General features: G+C 63.7%; 13 protein-coding genes and 3 pseudogenes. 6 read left to right on the top strand and 10 right to left on the bottom strand.

Annotation, left to right across the window (positions count from 1 at the left end; translation table 11 throughout):
* Window positions 1-150 precede the first annotated feature (150 nt).
* Window positions 151-1,809, bottom strand: coding sequence for an ABC transporter substrate-binding protein (locus K408_RS0114415; RefSeq protein ID WP_024338966.1), 1,659 nt, complete (start codon window positions 1,807-1,809; stop codon window positions 151-153).
* Between the two features lie 209 nt (window positions 1,810-2,018).
* On the opposite strand from K408_RS0114415, the gene K408_RS0114410 reads away from it, so the two are divergent.
* Entirely contained in the window at window positions 2,019-3,614 is a 1,596-nt protein-coding gene (locus K408_RS0114410) for an ABC transporter substrate-binding protein (protein ID WP_024338967.1), read from the top strand.
* Between the two features lie 267 nt (window positions 3,615-3,881).
* On the opposite strand, the pseudogene K408_RS43885 reads toward K408_RS0114410, so the two are convergent.
* The 3 pseudogenes from K408_RS43885 to K408_RS44295 all read right to left on the bottom strand — a co-directional run.
* A pseudogene (locus K408_RS43885) lies at window positions 3,882-6,103 on the bottom strand (CHASE2 domain-containing protein).
* Window positions 6,104-6,173: 70 nt separating this feature from the next.
* A pseudogene (locus tag K408_RS44300) lies at window positions 6,174-8,102 on the bottom strand (VCBS domain-containing protein); the annotation flags it as partial.
* A 186-nt stretch (window positions 8,103-8,288) separates the two neighbouring features.
* Window positions 8,289-10,853: pseudogene (locus K408_RS44295) on the bottom strand (VCBS domain-containing protein); the annotation flags it as partial.
* Between the two features lie 617 nt (window positions 10,854-11,470).
* On the opposite strand from K408_RS44295, the gene K408_RS0114395 reads away from it, so the two are divergent.
* Window positions 11,471-12,199 (top strand): transglutaminase-like cysteine peptidase, encoded by a 729-nt coding sequence (locus K408_RS0114395; protein ID WP_024338968.1) that lies wholly within the window; start codon window positions 11,471-11,473, stop codon window positions 12,197-12,199.
* 218 nt (window positions 12,200-12,417) lie between these two features.
* Here K408_RS0114395 and K408_RS0114390 read toward each other — a convergent pair whose 3' ends face one another.
* From K408_RS0114390 to K408_RS0114365, 6 genes are all read right to left on the bottom strand, one after another.
* Window positions 12,418-13,617, bottom strand: a complete 1,200-nt coding sequence (locus K408_RS0114390) for an ABC transporter substrate-binding protein (RefSeq protein WP_024338969.1) — start codon at window positions 13,615-13,617, stop codon at window positions 12,418-12,420.
* A gap of 81 nt (window positions 13,618-13,698) precedes the next feature.
* Entirely contained in the window at window positions 13,699-15,537 is a 1,839-nt protein-coding gene (locus K408_RS0114385; RefSeq protein ID WP_024338970.1) for an AMP-dependent synthetase/ligase, read from the bottom strand.
* A gap of 95 nt (window positions 15,538-15,632) precedes the next feature.
* A complete protein-coding gene (locus K408_RS0114380) occupies window positions 15,633-16,421 on the bottom strand; it encodes an ABC transporter ATP-binding protein (RefSeq protein WP_024338971.1) in 789 nt (262 codons plus the stop codon).
* A 3-nt stretch (window positions 16,422-16,424) separates the two neighbouring features.
* A complete protein-coding gene (locus K408_RS0114375; protein WP_024338972.1) occupies window positions 16,425-17,183 on the bottom strand; it encodes an ABC transporter ATP-binding protein in 759 nt (252 codons plus the stop codon).
* A complete protein-coding gene (locus K408_RS0114370) occupies window positions 17,180-18,331 on the bottom strand; it encodes a branched-chain amino acid ABC transporter permease (protein WP_024338973.1) in 1,152 nt (383 codons plus the stop codon). The genes K408_RS0114375 and K408_RS0114370 overlap by 4 nt, the downstream gene beginning before the upstream one ends.
* A 5-nt stretch (window positions 18,332-18,336) precedes the next feature.
* Entirely contained in the window at window positions 18,337-19,212 is an 876-nt protein-coding gene (locus K408_RS0114365) for a branched-chain amino acid ABC transporter permease (protein WP_024338974.1), read from the bottom strand.
* Window positions 19,213-19,472: 260 nt separating this feature from the next.
* Between K408_RS0114365 and K408_RS0114360 the strand changes: the two genes are divergently transcribed.
* The 4 genes from K408_RS0114360 to K408_RS0114345 all read left to right on the top strand — a co-directional run bounded on the left by K408_RS0114360 (window position 19,473) and on the right by K408_RS0114345 (window position 23,249).
* Complete coding sequence (locus K408_RS0114360) at window positions 19,473-20,222, top strand: ABC transporter ATP-binding protein (RefSeq protein WP_024338975.1); 750 nt, start codon at window positions 19,473-19,475, stop codon at window positions 20,220-20,222.
* Window positions 20,219-21,745 carry a hypothetical protein gene (locus tag K408_RS0114355; protein WP_024338976.1) on the top strand — a complete coding sequence of 509 codons (1,527 nt, stop codon included), beginning with the start codon at window positions 20,219-20,221 and terminating at the stop codon, window positions 21,743-21,745. Before K408_RS0114360 ends, K408_RS0114355 begins: the two co-directional genes overlap by 4 nt.
* A gap of 104 nt (window positions 21,746-21,849) precedes the next feature.
* Window positions 21,850-22,662, top strand: coding sequence for an MBL fold metallo-hydrolase (locus K408_RS0114350; RefSeq protein WP_024338977.1), 813 nt, complete (start codon window positions 21,850-21,852; stop codon window positions 22,660-22,662).
* Between the two features lie 65 nt (window positions 22,663-22,727).
* Window positions 22,728-23,249 (top strand): hypothetical protein, encoded by a 522-nt coding sequence (locus tag K408_RS0114345; RefSeq protein WP_024338978.1) that lies wholly within the window; start codon window positions 22,728-22,730, stop codon window positions 23,247-23,249.
* Window positions 23,250-23,337: the final 88 nt, after the last annotated feature.

The following is a 23,337-nucleotide window of genomic DNA, read 5'->3' as shown; positions in this document are numbered from 1 at the left end:
CGCGCAAGCGCCGGATGAGGGGTTGTTTCCGCGGCTACACCATTTCAAACGAGAGAGAGTCCCTCCGCGGAGAGAGACCCCTCACCCGGCTTCGCTGTCGCGAACCCACCCTCTCCCACAAGGGGAGAGGATGCACTGAGCAAGCTTCGACTACTGCTTGATCGACACCGGCGAGAAGTCGATGAACCAGCTCTTCGGCTGTATGACGCCGGTCACCTTCGGGCTCATCGCGCGCGGGCCGACGTCGTGGGCGACGTAGAGGAAGGCTGCATCGTCGACGGAGGCTGCGTGCAGCTCGGCGAGCGCGGAATCGCGCGCGGCGGGATCGAAGGTCTGCCGCGCCTTCTTCACCAGCTCGTCGAATTTGGGGTTGTTGATGAAGCCCCAATTGTTCGAGACCGGCGGCGCCATACCCGATTGCAGGAAGCGCACCAGCGCGAAGAACGGGTCCATCGCCGCATAGGTGACGTTGGTCGCGTTCGAGCCATTGGCGCTGGGATCCTTGGCGCCGCGGCGCCAGTTGGTGAACAGCGTGTTCCACTCGATGACGTCGAGCTTCACGTCGAAATAGCATTCGGCCAGCGCCTGCTGCAGATACTCGTTCATCGCCAGCGGCTGCATCTGACCCGAACCGGACGCCGACGTCTGAGTCTTCACCGTCAGCTTCTTGTTGGGGCCGAAGCCGGCCTCCTGCATCAGCTTTTGTGCGGCCGCCTTGTCGTACTTGATCTGGAAGGTGGGATTGCCACGCCAGGGATGCCCGGGCTCGAAGGTGCCGGTCGCCGGCACCATCAGGCCGGCGAGCAGCCCGTCCCTGAGACCTTCACGATCGATGCAGAGGTTCGCCGCCTTGCGCACGCGGATGTCGTTCCAGGGCGAGCCTTCGACGCGCGAGAACTGCCAGGGCCAGACATGCGGCTGCTCGTTGGCGTAGAGCTTGAAGCCGCGCTGCTTGAGCTCGGGGAGCGCGTCCGGCGCAGGCGCCTCGACCCAATCGACCTGGCCCGAGAGCAGCGCCGCAGTGCGCGCATTCGCCTCCGGCATCGGCAGGAGCACCATCTTGTCGACCTTGGGCACGCGATCCTTATTCCAGTAGTTCGCGTTCTTGACCAGTTCCAGCCGTTCACGCGGCGTGAAGCTCGCCATCTTCCACGGCCCTGTGCCCGAGGCGTCCTTGGCGAAGGCGGTCCATGCGGCCTGCGACTTCGCCTTGGCGTCGGCGCCGTCGGCCTTGTCGTAGAACGCCTGCCACTTCGCCGGGCTCGCCATGAACAGGTTGGTGAGATTGATCGGCAGGAAGCTGTCGGGCTCCTTGGTGGTGAGCTCGACCGTCATGTCGTCGATCTTCTTCGCAGAAGCCAGCGTCGGCATGCGCGAGGCGGTGACGCCGACCTGGCTGGCGTCGAATTGCGGCGCATCCTGCTTCAGGACTTTCTCGACGTTCCACACCACGGCATCGGCGTTGAACGGCGAGCCATCGTGGAAGGTGACGCCGGGGCGCAGCTTGAAGACCCACTTGGTCTTGTCGGCATCGTCGACCTTCCACTCGGTGGCAAGGCCCGGAATCACCACGCTTGCCTTCTCGGCGGAGGACAGGTCCCAGCCGGTGAGCGCGTCATACATGGTGAGGCCGGTGAAGCGGTTGCCCTCGAAGCCCTGGTCGGGCTGGCCCAGCGTGCGCGGAATATCGGCAGCGGTCATGCCGATGCGCAGCACGGTCTCCGCGCTTGCGACGCGCGGCCAGGCCGCGGTTGTCGTTAGAGCAAGCACCGCGAACAGTGCCGCACGCGTATTCTTCTTAATAAACATCGCCTCGTCCTTCTCCGGCTTGGATGATTAATTTTGATGCAATGGTATGCAATGCCTATGCCAAGGAGAAACTTTTTCTGCAGATTGCCCCTGCGGCGACAAGTCCTTGTGGATCGCCGGAAGGCAAAACCAAGGCGCTGCCTATTCTGGCATCAAGATTGCAGGTTTGGCCCGAACTCCCCCTTCAATTCCCCTTGGAGCTTTGGGCCATGCGTCTTCGTCTATCGACCTGTCTCGCCGTGCTTGCGCTGGCGTTCTCCGCAGTTTCGGCGTGCGCCGAAACTGTTGTGCGCTACGGCATCTCGATGGCGGACATCCCGCTGACCACGGGCCAACCCGATCGCGGCGCGGGCGCCTATCAATTCACCGCCTACACGATCTACGATCCCTTGGTGGCCTGGGAGATGGACGTGGCCGACCGGCCCGGCAAGCTGGTGCCGGGCCTCGCCACCGAATGGAAGGTGGACGATGCCGACAAGACCAAATGGCGCTTCACTTTGCGCAAGGGCGTGAAGTTTCACGATGGCAGCGAGTTCAACGCCGATGCGGTGATCTGGAATCTGGACAAGGTGCTCAACGACAAGGCACCGCAGTTCGACAAGCGGCAAAGCGCGCAGGTGAAGACGCGCCTCCCCTCCGTCGCCAGCTACGCCAAGATCGACGACTCCACCGTTGAGATCACCACCAAGGCGGTCGATTCCTTTTTCCCGTACCAGATGCTGTGGTTCCTGGTGTCGAGCCCGGCCCAGTATGAAAAGCTCGGCAAGGACTGGGACAAGTTCGCCAGCCAGCCCTCGGGCACCGGCCCCTTCAAATTGACGAGACTGGTGCCGCGCGAGCTCGCCGAGCTGACCAAGAACCCTGACTACTGGAACAAGAAGCGCATTCCGAAGGCCGACAAGATCGTGCTGGTGCCGATGCCTGAGGCGCTGACACGCACCAACGCGCTGCTTGCTGGGCAGGTCGATCTGATCGAGACGCCGGCGCCGGACGCGGTGCCGCAGCTGAAAGCCGCCGGCATGAAGCTGGTCGACAACGTCACGCCGCATGTCTGGAATTATCACCTCAGCGTGCTGCCGGGCTCGCCCTGGACCGACATTCGCCTGCGCAAGGCGCTGAACCTCGCGATCGATCGCGACGCGGTGGTGGGCCTGATGAACGGATTGGCGAAGCCCGCGAAGGGACAGGTCGACCCGTCGAGCCCATGGTTCGGCAAGCCCAGCTTCGAATTGAAGTATGATCTTGCCGCCGCGAAGAGACTGGTCGAGGAAGCCGGCTACTCCAAGGCCAAGCCGCTGAAGACCACCTTCATCATCGCGCAAGGCGGCACCGGCCAGATGCTGTCGCTGCCGATGAACGAATTCCTGCAGCAGAGCTTCAAGGAGATCGGCATCGACATCGACTTCAAGGTGGTCGAGCTCGAGACGCTCTATACGCATTGGCGCAAGGGCGCGGCGGACGAGATGAATGCCGGCATCACCGCCAACAACATCGCCTATGTGACCTCGGACCCGCTCTATGCGATCGTCCGCTTCTTCCATTCCGGGCAGATCGCGCCCGTGGGCGTCAACTGGGGCGGCTACAAGAACCCGAAGGTGGATGCGCTGATCGACGAGGCCAAGCAGACCTTCGATTCCACCCAGCAGGACGCGCTCCTGGCGCAGGCGCATGCGCTGATCGTCGATGACGCCACGCTGGTCTGGGTCGTCCACGACACCAACCCTCACGCGCTGTCGCCGAAGATCAAGCGGTTCGTGCAGGCGCAGCACTGGTTCCAGGATCTCACGACGATCGGGGTGGAGTGACGGGAGCGGAGACAGCTGTCGCTGCGTAGGCAAAGCGCAAGCGCGCCCGCCGCTTCGGGCCAATGCGAGGAGAGATGGTGGGCACGGCGCTGACGCGTCTCTGCCCACCCCTACAAAAGCTGATGTTTGGCGCACACAGGCGCATCAAACTCGTCATTGCGAGCGCAGCGAAGCAATCCAGAATATCTCCGCGGATGCATCACTGGATTGCTTCGCTACGCTCGCAATGACGGAGCATGAGGCACCGGAGATGCCTCGATCACACAGCTACTTGGTCAGCAGCGCATAGGCGCCGGTCCAGTTCTCGGGCGGCGGATTGATCTGGAATTCCCTGATCCGCGCCTCGTACAGCCTGAACAGCTTCTCCAGCGTGTCGGCGTCTTCGCTGCGGCGGCCGCGCTCGATCGCGTCCAATGCGCCCTGCCAGTCGCGGTTGCGGTAGCAGCCGAGCATCTCGATGGTGATGTTGCGCAGGCGCTGGAATGCACCCGAATGCATCACATCCTCGCGGCCCGCGATGGCATAGATGACCTCCGGCTCGGTCTTGCCCTTGACCATGATGAAGTCGAGCTCGAGGATCGCGAACTTGTCCTTGGCCGCGAGCGCGGTGCGGGATCCCACGATGATCGGAAAGCCGTATTCCTTGGTCTGCCCTTCCAGGCGCGAGGCCAGGTTCACGCTGTCGCCCAGCACCGAATAGTTCTTCTTCAGGTCGGAGCCCATGTTGCCGACCACGCCGACGCCGGTATTGAGGCCGATGCCGACATTGAGCGGGATGTAGACGTGGCCGCCGTCGGCAGCTTCCTGCTCGCGCTCCTTGTTGACCAGATCGATCTGCTCCAGCATCTGGATCGCAGCCTCGCAGGCATTGACCTCGTGCTGGGGGTCGTCGAGCGGCGCGTTCCAGAACGCCATGATGGCATCGCCCATGTACTTGTCGATGTAGCCCTTGCGCTCGATGATGACGTCGGTCAGCGGGGTCAGGAAGCGGTTCATCAGCGCGATCAGGCCTTGCGGATCGTGCTTGTAGCTCTCCGAGATCGTGGTGAAGCCGCGCACGTCCGAGAACATGATCGTCATCTCGCGCTCCTCGCCGCCGAGCACGAGCTTTTCCGGCGACTGTGCCAGCTGCTCGACCAGCACCGGCGACATGTACTGCGCGAACATGCCGCGGATCTGCACGCGCTGGCGCTGCTCGCGCACGAAGCTCGCAAAGATCAGCGTCAGGTAGACCGCGGTGGTCGACAGCAGCGGATAGGTGAAGTCGATGAGGTAGCGGTACTGGGTATAGAAGAACCAGGACACGCCGATCAGGATGGCGGCAAAGGTCGCGCCGGCGAGCACGAGGCGTACCGGCCCGAGATTCGGCGTGAAGATGATGACGAGCAGGCCGATGATCAGCGCCGCGATCAGCTCGACACCGAACGCATAATTCGGCTGCGAGATCACCGCGCCGCTCAGCACGCTCTCCAGCACCTGGGCGTGGATCTCGACCCCCGGCATGGCGCGGGAGACCGGCGTGGTCTTGATGTCGTTGAGTCCGCCAGCGGAGGTGCCGACCAGCACCAGCTTGCCCGCGAGCATGGCCGGCGGCACGGTATTGTCGATCACGTCGGCGGCCGAGACATAGATCGAGGGATCGCGGCGGGCATAGTGGACCCAGAGCTGGCCGTTCCGGTCCGTTGGAATTTCCACGCCCTTGAGGCGGACGCCCCTGATGCCGGCCTTGTCGGTACGGACCAGCAGCGTCGGCGTGCCGGTCGCGACGCGCAGGATCTCGAGGCTGAGCGAGGGCATGATGTTGCCCTGGGCGCGCAGGATCATCGGCACGCGGCGAATCAATCCGTCGCGCTCGGTCCTGATCGAGAACAGGCCGCGGCCTTCTCGATGATCGGCACGTTGCGCAACAAGCCGGGGAATTCGAACAGGAAGCGTTCGGCCCCGTCCTCGCCGACGGTCGCCACGCCCGTGAACGGAAGCGACTTGTCCAGCTCGGACAAGACCTCCGGAAGCCCGGTCTCGCCCAGCACCACGCGCGAGCGCTTGATCACATCCGCGAGGACCTGGTCGTTGCTCGGCAGCTCGCGGAGCTTGATCCGGGTGGCGTCATCGAGATAGCGCATCTGGCTCGCGACCAGATCCGGATTGAGCCGGTCCGGCTCCGAGAACACCACGTCGAAGCCGATCACGACCGCGCCGTTGCTGGTGAGGTTCTGGATCATGTCGGCGATGCGCGTGCGCGGCCACGGCCACTGGCCGAGCCTGGCGAGGCTCTTGTCGTCGATGTCGACGATGGTGACCGGCCGCGCCGCCTTGTGGCGCGGATCGATCAACTGAAACATGTCGAAGGTGCGCAGCCGCAATTCCTGGATCGGCGGCGGATCCCAGAGACGGGCGCCGGCGAACAGGACCAGCAGCGCCAGGCACATCAGCCGTGCGAAGCCGAGCTTCCGCGCAAACCAAAGCCGCAGGAGTTTGAGACGTTTCATGAGGATTCGATATCACGCTTTGACTACGGCGGCAGCTCCGATCGGTGTGTGGACGATCGCGGCGCCTCAGTCAGGCATGGACGATGAAGTCGCTTGGCTGGACGTTCGCGACGCCCTTCAGGAGGATGGTGTCCGTCGCACTCAGCGTGATCAGGGTATCCGTCCCTGAGGGCGCCACGTGCTGGGCTATCCATGCCGCGTCGATATCTGTCGCCACGACCGCCGTCAGGTCGATGTGGTCCTGACCGTGCGCAAAATCGAGGATCGTGTCGTGGTTCGAATTGGCCTCGAACACGAACTGATCCTGGTAGCCGGACCCGAACAGCACGTCCTTGCCGGTCGTGCTGGCAAGGTCGACCGGGCCTTGTTCGGACAGGTTGAAGATCAGGTTGACCGTATCGCTCGCGCCGTGACCGTCGGTGACGGTGACGGTCACCGTGTCCGTTGTTGCAGGCGCGTTCTGACCCGGATCGGTATAGGTCAGCCCCTGGAGGGCCGAGGCGATGCCCCCAAATGTATCGGACGCCGATGCCGGGTCCACGTAAGTGCCTGAATCCGCGATCGCACTAAGCGTAAAGGTTTCACCGTCGACCGCATCGGCGTCGGTAACCGTAATGCCGTGGACGAAGACCTGGTCGCCTTCCTGCGAGACGCTGATCTGGTTCACGTCGATCACCGGAGCATCGTTCTCGTCGTTCGTGCCGGTCACGTCCACCGTAAGCGTTGCTGTACCCGTGGCACCATGGGTGTCTTTGGTCTGAACGGTGAACGTATCGGTATAGGCTCCATCCGAAAGCGCGTTGATCGCCGTCGCGTTCGGAACGTAGCTGTAGCTGCCGTCGGGGTTGACCGTCAGCGAGCCGTACAGTCCTGCAACCGTCGTCACCGCATGGTGATCGGCGTTCAGAACGGCATAGCTCAGCGTCGCCGTCTCGCCGGTATCGACATCGTTGCCCACCAGCGTCCCGGTCAGATCGGAGAAGGTGTCGGCAGCAGCCGTATCCGCCAGCGAACCGATGTGCAGGTCGGCGAGCGTCGGCGCGTCGTTTGTGCCAGTGATCGTGACGGTGACGTCCTGCGAAACTTGGGCACCGTGATTGTCGGTGAAAGTGACGGTGTAGACCTGGGTGATCGTCTGGCCCTGCGCCAGCGACTGCAGCACAGCATTGCTGTTGTCGAGGCTGAAGTGCCAGCCGAGCGACGCCCCATTGTCGGTGTCGGTATTGAACTCCGCGACGTCCCCATCGATCGTGAACGTGCCGAGCGGTGTACTGCCGTCGAAACCGGGCAACTGCGCGTTGGACGTCGCCGATTTGAATATGGCTTCCGCGGTGTGCGTATCGATCAGGTCGAGGTCCTGGATCTCAAGCGTGCCGCCGATCGACAGTGTCGCGCTGTCCTCGGTGACGGCCCCGGCGGCATCCGCGGCGCTGCTGATGATCGTCGGCGCGTCGTTTGTGCCGTTGATCGTGACGGTGACGTCCTGCGAGACTTGCGCGCCGTGATCGTCGGTGAAGGTGACGGTGTAGACCTGGGTGATGGACTGGCCCTGCGCCAGCGACTGCAGCACCGCATTGCTGTTGTCGAGCGTGAAATGCCAGCCCAGCGACGCCCCATTGTCGGTGTCGGTATTGAACTCCGCGACGTCCCCATCGATCGTGAACGTGCCGAGCGGTGTACTGCCGTCGAAACCGGGCAACTGCGCGTTGGACGTCGCCGATTTGAATACGGCTTCCGCGGTGTGCGTGTCGATCAGGTCGAGGTCCTGGATCTCAAGCGTGCCGCCGATCGACAGTGTCGCGCTGTCCTCTGTGACGGCCCCGGCGGCATCCGCGGCGCTGCTGATGATCGTCGGCGCGTCGTTGGCGCCGTTGATCGTGACGGTGACGTCCTGCGAGACTTGCGCGCCGTGATCGTCGGTGAAGGTGACGGTGTAGACCTGGGTGATGCTCTGGCCCTGCGCCAGCGACTGCAGCACCGCATTGCTGTTGTCGAGCGTGAAGTGCCAGCCCAGCGTAGCACCGTTGTTGGTGTCCACGTTGGATTCCAGGACCGACGGATCGATCGTGAAGGTGCCGATGTTCGCGTTGGCGCCGAACCCCGGCAGAGGGGAGCTGACGGACGACGAGGTGAACACCGCTTGCGCCGTGTGGGTGTCGATCAGATCCAGATCCTGGATCGCCAGCGTGCCGCCGATCGAAAGGGACAAGCCGGCGTCCTCAGTGACGCAGCCCTTCGCCGCGTCTTCATCGCTGGTGATGGTCGGGGCATCGTTGGTCCCGGTGATCGTAATTGTGACGTCCTGCGTCACCATGGCATTATTGTTGTCGATCACCGTGACGGTGTAGACCTGGGTGATGGTCTGGCCTTCGGCCAGCGACTGCAGCACCGGATCGTCATTGTCGAGCGTGAAGGTCCAGCCGACCGACCCTTGCGAACTGGCGCCGGGACTCTCGGTCACTGCCGTCAATGCGAACGTGCCGACATGCGAGGTTCCGTCGGTGAAGCCGGGGAGATGCGCGCTCGACGTCGTCGACTTCACGACGAAGCTTGCGGTGTGAGTGTCCGTGAGATCTGGATCGTTGAACGTGATGGTGCCGTTCGCCTGGAGCGCGACCGCATCATCCTCGGTCACCGCGCCGGTCGTATCCGTCTCGTCCTCGACGATCGTCGGCACGTCGTTGGTGCCCTCGACATTGACGTCGGCTCCATTGATGGAGACCGTGAGCGGCGTGCTGACGACGCCGCCGTGCCCGTCATCGACCTGCACCACATAGTTGAGGATCAGCCTCTCGTCCTCGGCAAGGAAGTCGAAGAGATAGTCGGGAACACTGTAGGTCCAGGTGGCCGTCCCGTTGTTGCCGTTTCCAGCGCCCTGAACCACGGTCAGCGGCACCTTGACGGCCGCGATCGCCGCGAGCTGCTCCGGGGTCAGCGTCGCGGTGATGTCGTTGCCCTCCGCATCGAGATACTTGAACGGCTGGGTCGACGAGAGCTCAGCGCTCACGATCGGCCGGTCCGTCAGATCGACGTCCGTGAAGGTGACCGTGCCGGTGATGATGTCCAGAGCTTCGTTGCCCGTGCCCACCTTCTCGATCAGGGTGCCGCCCGATGTAGCAACAGTCGGCTTGTCGTTCGTTCCCGTGATCGTGATGGTGATCGGGATGAACCTGGACTCGGGGTCGACGGTGAAGTTGGTGTCGACGCGGACCATGTAGGTCAGCGTCAGGGTTTCGCCGGCCGCGAGGAAGTCGAAGACCTTGTCGGGAATCGTGTAGGTCCAGACTGCCGAGCCGTTGTTCTCGTTGGTGGGGTCGGCAATGACACTGATCTGGATCTGCGTCGCCGCGATGCCCTGCTTCTGGAGCGCGGTGAGCGAGCCCGTGACGTCCTGCTGGCCGGCGTTCTTGTAGACGTAGTTCGGCGCCTCCGCGAGGCTCACCGACACCGTCGGCCGGTCGCCGAGGTTTTGATCGACGAATCGGATGAGGCCGCTGACTGTATCGGCCTGGGTGTCGCCGGTGGTGTCGGCGCGTTCGGTCAGCGCGAACGCCGTCTTCACATTGCCGCCGAGGTCGAAACTCTGTGCAATCGGCTGGCCGGGAATGCGGATGGCCGGCGGCGTCGAGACTTGGGGAGCATCCTGTCCCGGCGGACTGAGGTTGACGAATGTCGCGACTGCAGTCAGGCCGGATCCCGACTTGAACACCACGTCCTGACTGAACGGCGTGATCGTGTCGGTAAAATTCGTGGTCAGCTTGGTGTTGGTGTTGTTGTCCGTGAACTTCAGCGTGAACACGTCCGTGATCAGCTTCTGCACCTCCGGGGACATCAGCGCATTGGAGATCGAGACGTTGCCGCCGCTGATCTGGATCATCTGGCCGGCCTGGTTGACCGTGGCGATCGGCAGCAGCGTGACCTTGTCGAACAGGATGTAGGAGCCGGTCGTGCCGTTCGGCTCGACCAGCACCTGGAAGCTCGCCTGCGGCTGCGGATCGCCGCCGCCGGCGGGAACGACGAAGTTGATCTGGGTCAGCACCGCCGTGCCGCGGATGCCCATGGTGGCGACCGGCGTGTCGACCTTCATGTCGCCATGCTTGGCGGTCTCGCCGGCGACGAAGGTGATGGTGCCCGCAACCAGGCTGAGCAGCGAGGAGTTGCTCGACCCGTTGGGGTCGTAGACCATCTCGTTCAGCACCATCCGCGCATTCGACGACAGGCCGAACACGGTGCCGTCGATGAAGGTGATGCCGAGCGTCGAATCGGCCCCGGTCGAGACCACGTCGCCCTTCTCGACATTGTCGCCGTTGTTCAGGATCACCGACACGCCGTTGCGGATCGCGGTCGCGCTGCCGGAAAGTTTGGTGACGTGACCGATGACCTGCGCGGCAGAGGCGCCGGGCGCGGCCTGGGCGACCTGGACATGGCCGGTGAGGGCGTTGACGATGTCGCCGGTGAGGTGGGCGCCGTCCGGCGAGGCGATCGCGGCACGCTTGTCGCCCCTGAAATAATCGTGAACCACGAACTCACGGCCGTCGTGGGACAGCACGAGATCGAGGCCGGCGCGCTTGAACTCGCCGTTGAAGATCAGATTGGGGTCGGGAACAACGAACGCACCATCCGGCACATGGCCATGCGCCTTTGCGATGAAGGGCTTGGCCGCAAAGGAGTCGAAATGGACATAGGCGGGCGAGTTGGAACCCTGGCCGTCCAAGAACGTCGCGGCGTCAAATTTGCCAGCGTAATTCAACCGGGCACCGTGAAAAGGGTTAAAATTTAAGTAAGTATCGACTGCCTAAGCTTGCTTAGCATTACCAAGTCCTTAGCGAAACCATCTATTGCTTGTGTGATTTCGCGTCACTTGGCGGCAAGGGCCTCCAGGGAAGAGCTCCCATCCAGAGGAGTTGAAGTAAAGCTGAAAGTACTCGCAAGTCGAATTCGACTTATTCGCGCCCATTTCCACTCACCAAAAGTAATCGATCGTAAAGTTGCGGAACGGATACTTGCAGCATCTTTCCCTGGCAGGGTCCCGGAACATCCTGCGGCAATTGCGGAGTTAAATCTGTGACCGAAGTAACAGAACCCCATGAAATGGGGGTCGTTAGCCAAAAGGCCCGATTCGGCACTGCACAACTTGTGCCTGCAATAAGGTTCATTTCGCGGCATCAGGACACCTCGTAGCGCGCCAATCGTAAAATTTTACGCAATTTGGCCAGATCCGCTTCAGCCTGTCCTCTGGTTTCCGGACCCCAGCCGGTCGCATTAAGCAGAACAAAACGGCCCGTCTCGCACTATCTGCCCGAAAGCAACAAGGCCCAGCACGTCGAGATCGAGAAGGTCCCGCGAAGCCTGGGAAGGGGATGTCAGATGGAGACCGCAGCTCGCTCGTGCACCTTTCGCGCAATCCTCGTCCTGTGCGGCCTGATCCTGCTCGGATCGGCCGCCGAGCTTCGCGCCGGCACGCTGCTGTCGCCGGGCGCGGGCGTCCTCGTGCGCAAATCCGCCGAGCCGTTCGGCGTATTCGTCTTCGCCATCTCGTCCGGCGGCTTGCAGCAGAAATGGTCCGCACTAAAAGACAGGCTCGATGACGACATGGTGCAGCTCGCGCTGTGCGACGGCGACCGAGACAATTGCGCATCGCCGGCAGCCCTGAAGCTGCTCGCCATCGTCGACCAGGCCCGCGCCCGCGAGGGCCGCGCGCGCCTCGGTGAGACCAACCGCGCCATCAATCTCGCCATCCATGCCGTCAATGACGGCACCGACGACCTCTGGAGTTCGCCGCTCGCGACCTTCGCGCGCGGCGCCGGCGATTGCGAGGATTATGCCATCGCCAAGCTCGCCGCGCTGCGGCTGGCGGGCGTGCCCCCTGAAGACCTCCGCATCGTCGTGGTTCGCGACATCCGCGCCGGCGAGGAGCATGCCGTTGCCGCTGCACGGCTCGAGGACCACTGGCTGATGCTCGACAATCGCCGCATGGCGATGGTCAAGGATGACGCGACGCGGAGCTATCAGCCGCTGTTCGTGCTGCAACAGGCGGCGGTGATGAAGTATGTCGAGCCGGTGCAGGCTTCGGTGGCGGTCGCCGAGACGCGGTGACTGCTCGCAGCTTGTTGCCACAAGCCAGTTCGCCCCGCAATTGCCTGAAGCGCGACGAGATCCGGATCAATCGTCATCGCGCTTCGGATTGTGGTTGAGCATGATCATTCCGGAAAACCGCTGCACACTTTTCCGTAATCATGCTCCCGGCGCCCCCGGCACCGCCGGGACAAGCGGTTGCTTTCACCCTCGCTCGAACGAGGGTGAAAGCGAACCGATCAGAACACCAGATTGTCCTTCACGAGCACCCAGCGACCGCCCTTGACCTGCTGCACCTGGGTAATGGTGTTGGCGAGGTGGTCGGTCTTGGAGAACTTGGTCGGCGGTGAGTTGAAGATGTCGAGGAATTTTTCGCCCGACTCGAGTGCTTCAAGCATCTTCTGACCGGTGAGATCCTTGCCCGCCTTGTTCGCGTAGAACGCAAACGTCATCATTGCGTTGTAACCGATGATCGCCTGCGTGTTGGCGTCTGCGTTGAACATCTTCTTGTAGTTGACGAGCCAGTCTTTCACCTTGCCCTTCGCGGTGTCCTCATAGGGAATCTCGAAGCCGCTTGCGGCATAGAGCCCCTCGACCGCTTCCTTGCCCAGCGCAGGAACCTCCATCACGTTGGTGGGGGTCGCGCCGAGGAAGGTGACGTCCCAGCCGAGCTTCTTGGCTTCGCTCATCGCCCCGATGGTCTCGCGAAGCACGGTGCCGAGCACCACGAGGTCGCAGCCGTCGGATTTCATCTTGGCGATCTGCGCGCTGAAGTCGGAGGCACCGCGCTTGTAGCTCGTGATCGAAGCCGGCTGCGCCTTCATGGCGGTGAGCTGCTGATTGAAGCCGTCGAGCACGTTCTTACCGTACTCGTCGTCCTGGTGCATGATGCAGGGCTTCTTGAAGCCCTTCCACTCCATCATGTACTTCACCGCGGCCCGCGTGCTCTCGACATAGGGAAGCAGGTTGTTGAACTTCAATCGTTCCTGCGGCTTCGCCGGATCGAACTTGAAGGTGAACTCGGCGGCCGTCAGCGGGAACAGCTGCAGGACGCCGGCGTCGAACAGGATGTCCTGCGCGGCGAGAACGGTCGGCGATCCCATCGGTCCCACCATTGCGAAGATCTTGTCGCGCTCGATCAGCTTCTGCGACGCCAGCACGGCCTTCTTCGGATCATAGCCGCTGTCCTCGACGACCAGTCGAATCTTGCGGCCGTGGATGCCGCCGGCGGCGTTGATCTCCTCGGTCGCCATTTTCATGCCGTTTGCGACCGGCACGCCCCACCCCTTGATCGGACCCGACAGGTCCTGGTGAGTGCCGACGACGATCTCGGTTGCCGAGATGCCCTCGTTGGTCACCTTGGTTTGCGCTGCGGCCGGCAGACAGGTGAGCACGACGGCACTCATTGCAAGGCCGAATGCGCTGAACGATTTCGACATTGACGTCTCCTCTCCTAAAGGCCCGTGTTGGACGAAGGGCGGGGGCCACAGCTCCTTCGCTTTCTCGAATCGCCGGACTCGTCACGCCACCGCACGCTCGCGATACATCGCTTCGATCTCGGCGGCGTAGCGCTTGTTCACAAAGCCGCGTTTCAGCTTCATGGTCGGTGTCAGCTCCTCGTCTTCCGGCGTGAGCTGACGCTCGATCAGGTAGAACTTCTTGATGGTTTCGACGCGGGCGAAATTGCCATTGACCTGCTCGATCTCGCGCCCGATCAGGTCCTGGATCTCTCTCGCCCGGCACAGGCTGGCGTAGTTGGTGAAGGGGATGTCGTGATCCTGAGCGAACTTCTCGACGTTCTCCTGGTCGATCATCACGAGGCAGGTGAGATAGGGCCGCTTGTCGCCGATCACGACCGCATCCGAGATGTAGGGCGAAAACTTGAGCTGGTTCTCGATCTCGGACGGCGTGATGTTCTTGCCGCCGGAGGTGATGATGATGTCTTTCATCCGGTCGGTAATGCGGACGAAGCCTTCATTGTCGATGGTGCCGACGTCGCCGGTGTGCAGCCAGCCTCGGGAATCGATCGTCTCCGCGGTCTTCTCCGGCTGGTTCAGATAGCCCATGAACAGGAAGTCGCCCCTGATCAGGATCTCGCCTTCGGGCGACAGCGCGACCTCGCCCCAGGGCACCGCAGTGCCGACCGAGCCGAGCTTGGTCCTTTCCGCCGGCATCATGGTGGCGACCCCGCAGTTCTCGGTCTGGCCGTAGACCTCATGGATGTCGATGCCGAGCGCCAGATACCAGCGGATCAGCTCCGGTGCGATCGGGGCCGCACCAGTGAAGGCAATGCGGCAGCGGTCGAGCCCGATCATGCGGCGGATGTTGCGGAAGGCAACCTGGTAGGCGATGCGGTTGGCGATCCGCAGCGACAGCGGCGGCGTCTCGCCCTCGAGCCGGTACTCGACCATGCGATAGCCGATGCCGATCGCGCGCCGATAGACCCATTGCTGCAGCGGCGTCGCATCCTTCAGCGCGATGGTGATCGCGGAGTAGAACTTCTCCCAGATTCTCGGCACCGCCAGAAAGACGGTCGGCTGCACCTCGCGCAGATTGTCCGGCACGGTCTCCGGACTCTCGGCAAAATTCATCACCGAGCCGAGGGCGACCGAGATGTAATAGCCGCCGATGCGCTCTGCGACATGGCAGAGCGGCAGGAAGATCAGCCGGTCTTCATCCTCCCGCGCCGGGATGAAGTCGTTGGCGTGCCGCATCTGGTGCGTGACGCTGCGATTGGCGTGCATCGCCCCCTTGGGCGGGCCGGTCGTGCCGGACGTGTAGACGAGGATCGCGAGATCGCCGGCGCTGCGGCTGTCGATCATCTCCTGCCACAGCGCCTCGCGGCCGACCATGTGGTTGCGGCCGAGCGCGCGAAACTCGTCGAGCGACATCACCATGTCGTCGGTAAAGCCGCTGAGTCCTTCCATGTCGAACACGATGATCTTCTGCAAGCTCGGGCAGCGCGCGCGGCAGGTCAGGATCTTGTCGAGCTGCTCCTCGTCCTCGGCGAAGATCACCTTGGTGCGGGAATCGTTGACGAGGTATTCGACCTGGGATGAAGAATCCGTCGGATAGATTCCGGAGGAGACGCCGCCGGCGCACAATATGCCCATATCGGCGTGCACCCATTCCGGAACGGCATTGGCGATGATGGAGGCAACGTCACCGGGCGCGAAGCCGATGGCGTGAAGCGCATAGGCGATCTCTTTCGAGATCTCCAGCCATTCGCGCCAGCTGGTCGGCTGCCAGATGCCGAACTTCTTCTCGCGGATCGCCGGCTTGTCGCCCCGCGTCTCGGCGGCGCGCAAGAAGCTCTTTGCGATCGTATCAGCGACCGTCAGCACCGCCGGTCGGGCCATGCGCCTCTCCTCCCTCCTCGTCGCCAGCCTCCGCTGCCTGCCTTGTCGGCGGTCTATGTTGCGGATGGCAAGCTCATCTTACTGCCAGCTCGTCCTCACCGCCACGTCTTCTTCTTCTTCCAGCGCCGCTCGCCGCGCGCGCCCGCTTCCTTGGCGCCAAGGTAGAATTCCTGGATGTCCTGGGAATGCATCAAGCGGTCGCAGGTGTCGTTCATCACGATCCGCCCGATCTCCAGGACGTAGCCGTAATGTGCGGTCTCCAGCGCCACCTTGGCATTCTGCTCGACCAGCAGGATCGACATGCCCTGCTCTTCGTTGACGCGACGGATGATGGTGAAGATTTCCTTCACCAGCAGCGGCGACAGGCCGAGCGAGGGCTCGTCGAGCAGCAGCAGCGCCGGCCGGTTCATCAGGGCGCGGCCGATCGCGAGCATCTGCTGCTCGCCGCCGGAGAGCTGGCCGGCCGGCTGGTTGATGCGCTCCCTCAGACGCGGAAAATAGCCGTAGACGCGCTCCAGATCTTCCGCGACGCCGTCCCTGTCCTTGCGCGGGTAGGCGCCCATCATCAGGTTCTCGCGCACGGAAAGGAACGGGAACACTTCGCGTCCTTCCGGCACGTGGCTGAGGCCAAGCCGCACGATCCGGTCGGCTTCCATGCGCTGGATCGGCTTGCCCAGGAACTCGATCGTCCCCTTCTGCGGGTCGAGGATGCCAGAGATCGTCTTCAGCACCGTGGTCTTGCCGGCGCCGTTGGCGCCCAGCAGCGTGACGATGCGGCCGCGCGGCACCTCCAGCGAGATGCCGCGAATCGCCATGATAGGCCCGTAATAGCTCTCGATGTTGCTGAGCTTGAGGATGATATCCGGGGTCGTGGCGGCATCCATGCGTCAGGCTCCCAGATAGGCGGCGACGACGTCGGGGTGCTGCTGGACCTCGGCCGGCGAGCCCATCGCCAGCACCCGCCCGTAATTCAGCGCAATGACGCGGTCGGAGACGCGGTTGACCAGCGACATGTCGTGTTCGACCATCAGCACCGTGATGCCGAGCTCGCTCCTCATGTCGCGGATCCAGAACGACATGTCGCCGGTCTCCTCCACGTTGAGACCGGAGGACGGCTCGTCGAGCAGGATCAGCTTCGGCTCCGAGCACAATGCGCGGGCCAGCTCGATCACCTTGCGCACGCCGTAAGGCAGACCCGAGATCAGCTTGTCGCGATACGGCTCGAGATCGAGGAATTCGATGACCTGCTCGACCCGGCGGCGGTGTACCTTCTCGTTGGCCCGCACGCTCGGCAGGAACAGCAGTTCCTGCCAGAGCTGCGTCGTCGAGTGCCGGTGGCGGCCGACCAGCAGATTGGACAGCACGGTCGCATTCTCGAACAGCTCGATGTTCTGAAAGGTGCGCGCGATGCCGAGCTTGGCGATGTCGTAGGGCGGCTCTTCCGTAATGTCCTGGTCCTCGAAGAAGATGCGGCCCGAGGTCGGCCGGTAGATCCGCGAGATCAGGTTGAAGATCGAACTCTTGCCGGCGCCGTTGGGCCCGATGATCGAGAGGATCTCGCCCCTCTCGACCGCGAACGAGACCGCATCGACGGCCTTGAGGCCGCCGAAGTGCAGCGACAGGTTCTCGGCGCGAAAATAGCTCATCGATTGCGCTCCGACTTCACGTAGATCTTCTGCCGCTTGAAGGTGGCGCGCTTGTAGAGCGGGAACAGCTGGAAGAAGAGCTTGATCTTGAGCCAGCGGCCGTAGAGCCCGAGCGGCTCGAACAGCACGAACAACACGATGATGATGCCGTAGATCGCGCCTTTCAGGCCGTTGAGCGATGCGAAGGCCGCGACGCTCGACTGGATGCTTCCCGCGGTGGCCGGCCCGGCGCCGAATGCCGCGGCGATACCCGCGATGATGCCGGGCATGTCGTCCTTGAGATAAGTCAGGAACGGATCGATCATCACGATGAAGATCGCGCCCAGCACCGCACCGTGCAGGCTGAAGGTGCCGCCGATCAGGATCACGATGATGAACTCGATCGAGAGCTGCAGCGTGAACATCTCCGGCGAGATGAAGGAGAGCTTGTGCGCGAACAAGACGCCGGCAAGGCCGGTGATCGCCGCCGAGATCGCGAACGACTTCACCTTGTAGAGCGCGACATTGACCCCCATGCTGCGCGCGGCCGTCTCGCTGTCGCGGATCGCGACGAAGGCGCGGCCCGTCGGCGAGCGCAGCAGATTGAGCGTGCCGACGATGGTCAGCACCAGCACGGCAAGACAAAGATAATAGAAGGTCGGGCTGTCGCGCGGCACGGTAACACCGAGCAGCGACAGCGCCTTGACGCGCATGCCCTCGTTGCCGTGGGTGACGCTCTCCCAGCGCGCCAGGATCTCCTCGACGATCAGGGCAAAGGAGATGGTGGCGATGACGAGATAGATGCCGGTGAGACGCAGCGCGGGAAAGCCGACCATCGCGCCGATGATGCCAGTCAAGAGCCCGGCGGCGAGGAAGTAGACCGGGAACGGCACGTTGTATTCCTGCAAATAGGCCGCGGTGTAGGCCCCGATCGCGAGGAAGGCGGCGTGCCCGAGCGAGGCCTGGCCGGTGAACCCGGTCAGGATCAAGAGCGCCACGCCGACCGTCGCATAGATGCAGACGAAGACGAGCTGGCTCATCAAGTAGCTGGAGAGCGCATAGGGCGCGACCAGCAGCAGCGCGAGCAGGATGCCGTAGGAGACGACGTAGCCCGAATGCGGGAACAGCTTGATATCGTCTTCATAGTCGGTCTTGAACAGGAAGCGCATGGCGTTCAGACCTTCTTGCGGACGTGGAGGCCGAACAGGCCCTCGGGCTTCAGGAGCAGCACGGTCAGCAGCACGACATAGGGCGCGACGTCCTTCCAGCCTTCAGGCAGGTAGAAGCCGGCCATGCTCTCGATCACGCCGATCAGGACGCCGCCGACCACGGCGCCCGGGATCGAGCCGAAGCCGCCGAGCACGGCGGCAGGAAATGCCTTCAAGCCGAGCACGAGGCCGACATTCGAGTGAATGAAGGTGATCGGCGCCAGCAGCACGCCGGCGCAGGTTGCGACCGCCGCGCTGATCGCCCACACGACCGACACCACACGCTTGACCGGGATGCCCATGTAGTAGGCCGCCAGCATGTTCTCGGAGCTGGCGCGCATCGCGGTGCCGAGCACGGTCTTGTTGAAGAACAGCCACAGCAGCGTGCACAGGATCATCGTCGCCGCGATGACGGAGAGCTTGTCATAGGCGAGCACCAGGGAGCCCATGCGCAGCACGCCCTGGCTGAACGGCGTATCGATCTTCAAATCGTCGGTGCCCCAGATCATGCCGGCGACCGATCGCAGGAAGTAGCCGAGCCCGATCGTCGCCATGATGATCGAGAACTGCGGATAGCCGAGGATCGGCCGCACCACCACGCGCTCCGCCACCATGCCGAACAGCGCCATCGCCGCCACGGCACCGGCAAAGCCGATCCAGTAGTTCAGGCCCATCATGCCGATGAAGGTGAAGGCGAAGAAGCCGCCGAGCATCATCAGATCGCCTTGGGCGAAATTGACGACTTCGGTGGCCTTGTAGACGAGCACGAAGCCGAGTGCGATCAGGCCGTAAACGCAGCCGAGCGCAACACCGCTGACGAGCTGCTGAACGAAATCCAGCATCGACGCGCATCCTCCCGATGCGACCGGCGGTTCTTGATGACCGTTTGCCGCATCTTGTGTCCAGTCGCTACGCGGTCGTTTCGCCGCGTTAGCTCCATTTGTCCGGAATCAATTCAGCCTGAACCGCCCTGCGCTGTCAACAAACGGTGACACTCCCTTGGTCCGCCGGATGACGGAATTTGCGGCAGCGCGATTCACGGTGCCGAAACATCTTGCGGTCATGGTCGCGGGCAATGCAAAACCGGATGGTGTGACCCGTCATGAAGCCGGACCACGCGGCGCTGGAAGTCCGAGGGTTAACGAAGCGTTTTGACCGTCTGGCGGTCGACGGCCTCGATCTCACCATTCACGCGGGCGAGTTTTATGCACTGGTCGGCCCGAACGGCGCCGGCAAGACCACCACTTTGCGCATGGTGGCGGGCCTGTTGCGCCCCGATGCCGGCGCGGTCTCGATCTTCGGGATCGATGCGCTGGCGGACCCCGTCGCAGCCAAGCAGGCGATGGCTTGGGTTTCCGACGAGCCCATGATCTACGACAAGCTGAGCCCGCTCGAATATCTCGAGTTCGTCGCGGGGCTCTGGGGCATCGCGCCGTCGGTCTCGGAGCCGGTCGCGCAGGAGCTGCTCAACTCCCTCGGGCTCGAGGCGCACCGGCACGAGCGCTGCGAGGGCTTTTCCAAGGGCATGCGCCAGAAGGTCGCTCTCGCAGGGGCCCTGGTGCACGATCCCCGCCTCATCATTCTCGACGAACCGCTGACGGGGCTCGATGCCGTCTCCGCACGCCACGTCAAGGGCCTGCTCGGCGAACGCGTCCGCGCCGGCTGCACCGTCATCATGACCACGCATATTCTCGAGGTCGCCGAGCGGATGGCCGACCGCATCGGCGTGATCGCGTCCGGGCGCCTGGTCGCCGAAGGCACGCTCACCGAGCTGCGCCAGCAAAACGGCCATGCCGATACCAGCCTCGAAGACCTTTTCATCGCGCTGGTGACGCTTCAGGCCGCGGCATGAGCTCGGCAACCGCGCTGTCCTGGTTTGCCCGCCACGAGCTGCGGCTCGCCTGGCGCGAATGGTTCGCCATGATGACGGGCGGACGGCGCAAACGCACGCGCGCTGCGGTGATCGGCCTGCTCTGCTTCGCCGCGCTGCTGCACCTGCCGGCCTGGGCGGTGATCGGCCGTTTCGCCGATCTGCAGCTGCCGCTCGACAAGTCCGCCCTGATCGTGATCACGGCGACGATCTTTCTCGCCTGGACCTTGATGCTGTCGCAGGCGATCGAATCCGTGACGCGGGTATTCTACGCGCGCGCCGATCTCGACCTGATCATGTCCTCGCCGGCAACGCTGGCCAATCTGTTCTCGGTCCGCATCGCCGCGATCGCGCTGACCGTCACGGTGCTCGCGCTGCTGTTCTCGACGCCCTTCATCGACGTGCTGGTGCTCGGCGGCGGCGCGCGCTGGCTGGCCGCCTTCGGCGTCGTCGTCGCCATGGGCCTGTCCGCCGCGGCGATCGCGATTGCGGTGACCATCCTCTTGTTCCGGCTGATCGGCCCGGCACGAACGCGCCTGATTGCCCAGATCCTCGCCGCGATCATCGGCGCCGGCTTCGTGATCGCGCTGCAGGTTGCGGCGATCATGTCCTACGGCACGCTGTCCCGCTTCACCATGCTGACCTCGGGCAGCCTGGCGGCCTACGCGCCCGACATCGACAGCATCTGGTGGTGGCCGGCACGGGCGGCCCTGGGCGACAGCGAGGCGCTGCTGCTGCTTCTCGCGCTGGCCCTGGTGCTGCTCGGCAGCGTCATGGCGATCTTCTCGCACCGCTTCGCCGATACCGCGATCGATGCGGCAGCTTACGGCACGTCGGGCCGCACCCGTGGCAAGGAGCGCCCGTTCCGGGGCGGATCGCGCCAGCAGGCGCTGCGGCGCAAGGAGTTCGTGCTGCTGTGGCGCGATCCCTGGCTGATCTCGCAAACATTGATGCAGCTGCTCTATCTGGTGCCGCCGGCGCTCCTGCTCTGGCGGAATTTTGCCGACAGCTCCGCGGCGCTGACGCTGATCACACCTGTCATCGTGATGGCGGCCGGACAGCTGGCCGGCGGGCTCGCCTGGCTGACGATCTCGGGCGAGGACGCTCCCGATCTCGTCGCCACCGCGCCGCTGACGCCCTCCAGCGTCATCCGCGCCAAGATCGAGGTGGTGCTGATCGCCGTCGCCGCGATCTTCAGTCCGCTAATCGCGGCGCTGGCCTGGGCCTCGCCGTACCAGGCCGCGATCAGTGCCGGCGCGATCATCGTCAGCGCGGCCGCGGCGACCGCGATCCAGCTCTGGTTCCGGGTGCAGGCGCGGCGCAGCCAATTCCGGCGCCGGCAGACGTCCTCCAGGCTTGCGACCTTCGCCGAAGCTTTCTCCTCGATCGGCTGGGCTGCGAGCGCCGCACTGCTGCTCGCCTTGCCGCTCGCCGGCCTCATCAGCGGCCTGATCACCGCCGGCCTGGTCGCCATCACCTGGAAGCTCAGCCCAAAGCGCGACTAGAGGCCGGCCCAAAGGTGCGACGCTGACGCGCTGTTGATCGCGGCCCATTGGCCACGCACTGCCTTGCACGCTAGACTTTCCCTGACATCATCGGGGACGGATCCATGCGGCGACTGTTTTCGACGGCTCTGGCGCTGTTCGGCGCGCTCCTCTCACCTGCGCTGGCGCAGCAGCCACAGCGCAGCGAATGCCTGGCGATGGCCAATGCGGCGCCGCGGGTCATGTCCGTCGCGTATCGGCCAGCGGCCGGCTCGGCCGGGGTAGAGATCACCTATGCCGGACACTCCACTTACTTCATCGACACGCCGGGCGGCCTGCGCATCGCGACCGATTACAGCGGCGCGTACCAGGTGGGACGGCTGCCCGACGTCGTCACCATGAACCGGGCCCACAGCACCCACTATTCCTTGTATCCGGACAAGCGCATTCCCCATGTGCTGCATGGCTGGAGCGATGACGGCCAGCCGGCGATCGTGTCGCAGCGCATCAGCGACACCTTCATCCGCAACGTCACGACCGACATCCGCCGCTATATCGGCGACGATCTCGGCAGCGACATGATCCGGGACGGCAATTCCATCTTCATCTTCGAGGCGGCCGGCCTCTGCATCGGCCATCTCGGCCACCTCCATCACAAGCTGGACGACACCCATTTCGCCCAGATCGGACGGCTCGACATCGTGATGGTGCCGATCGACGGCACCTACACCATGTCGTTGGACGGCATCTCCGAGATCACCAAACGGCTGCGCGCCTCCGTGGTGCTGCCGATGCATCGCTTCGCCACCCCGCTCGAGGACTTCATGCGGCGGATCGGCCAGCACTTCGAGATCGAGCGCCGCCTCGAGCGCTCATTCCGGATGTCGCGGGATACGCTGCCGAACAAGCCGATCGTGATCATCCTCGACGGCGTCTGAGGCGCAATTTTCTCCAAGCCGGCCAGCGGCCGATCATGCTGATCTCCTCGCAACAGGAGATCGACATGAGCGACTTTGCGCGATTGTTGCACGCGGACGCAGCCAACCCCGAGCATGCCGAGGCACTCCAGCTCTATGGCCGCTTCGTCGGCGACTGGGACGCCGAGATCACCGCCCATGGGACCGACGGAACGAGGCACACCGCCCCCGGCGAAATCCATTTTGGCTGGGTGCTCGAAGGCCGCGCCGTCCAGGACGTCTGGATCATTCCCCGGCCCGCGAGCGCGCCGGCCTTTCCGATCGCCGGCAACTGGTACGGCACGACGCTGCGGGTCTATGATCCCGCCATCTCGGCCTGGCGAATTTGCTGGTTCGATCCCGCGCGCTGCGTGTTCCGCCAGCAGATCGGCCGTCCGCGCGGCAAGGACATCGTGCAGGAAGGCACGACCGAAGCCGGCGAGCTGACGCGGTGGAGCTTCACGGAGATCACCGACCAGTCCTTTCACTGGCTCGGCGAATCCAAACCGCCTGCGGCAGCCGACTGGCGGCTCGCGGTCGACGTGAGGGCGAAGCGGCGCAGGAGCTGACGAAGGCCGCTGTGCTCGTGATGACGGAGGCGGTTGCAGAACACGCGCTGCTGCCTGACGAGATCAGATGCTAGGCTCCTCCCCAACA

It is taken from the genome of Bradyrhizobium sp. in8p8, assembly GCF_000426845.1.
Lineage (GTDB): Bacteria > Pseudomonadota > Alphaproteobacteria > Rhizobiales > Xanthobacteraceae > Bradyrhizobium > Bradyrhizobium japonicum_C.
Note: the sequence above shows the minus strand (reverse complement) of the source record. Positions and strands in the feature narration are given on the sequence as shown.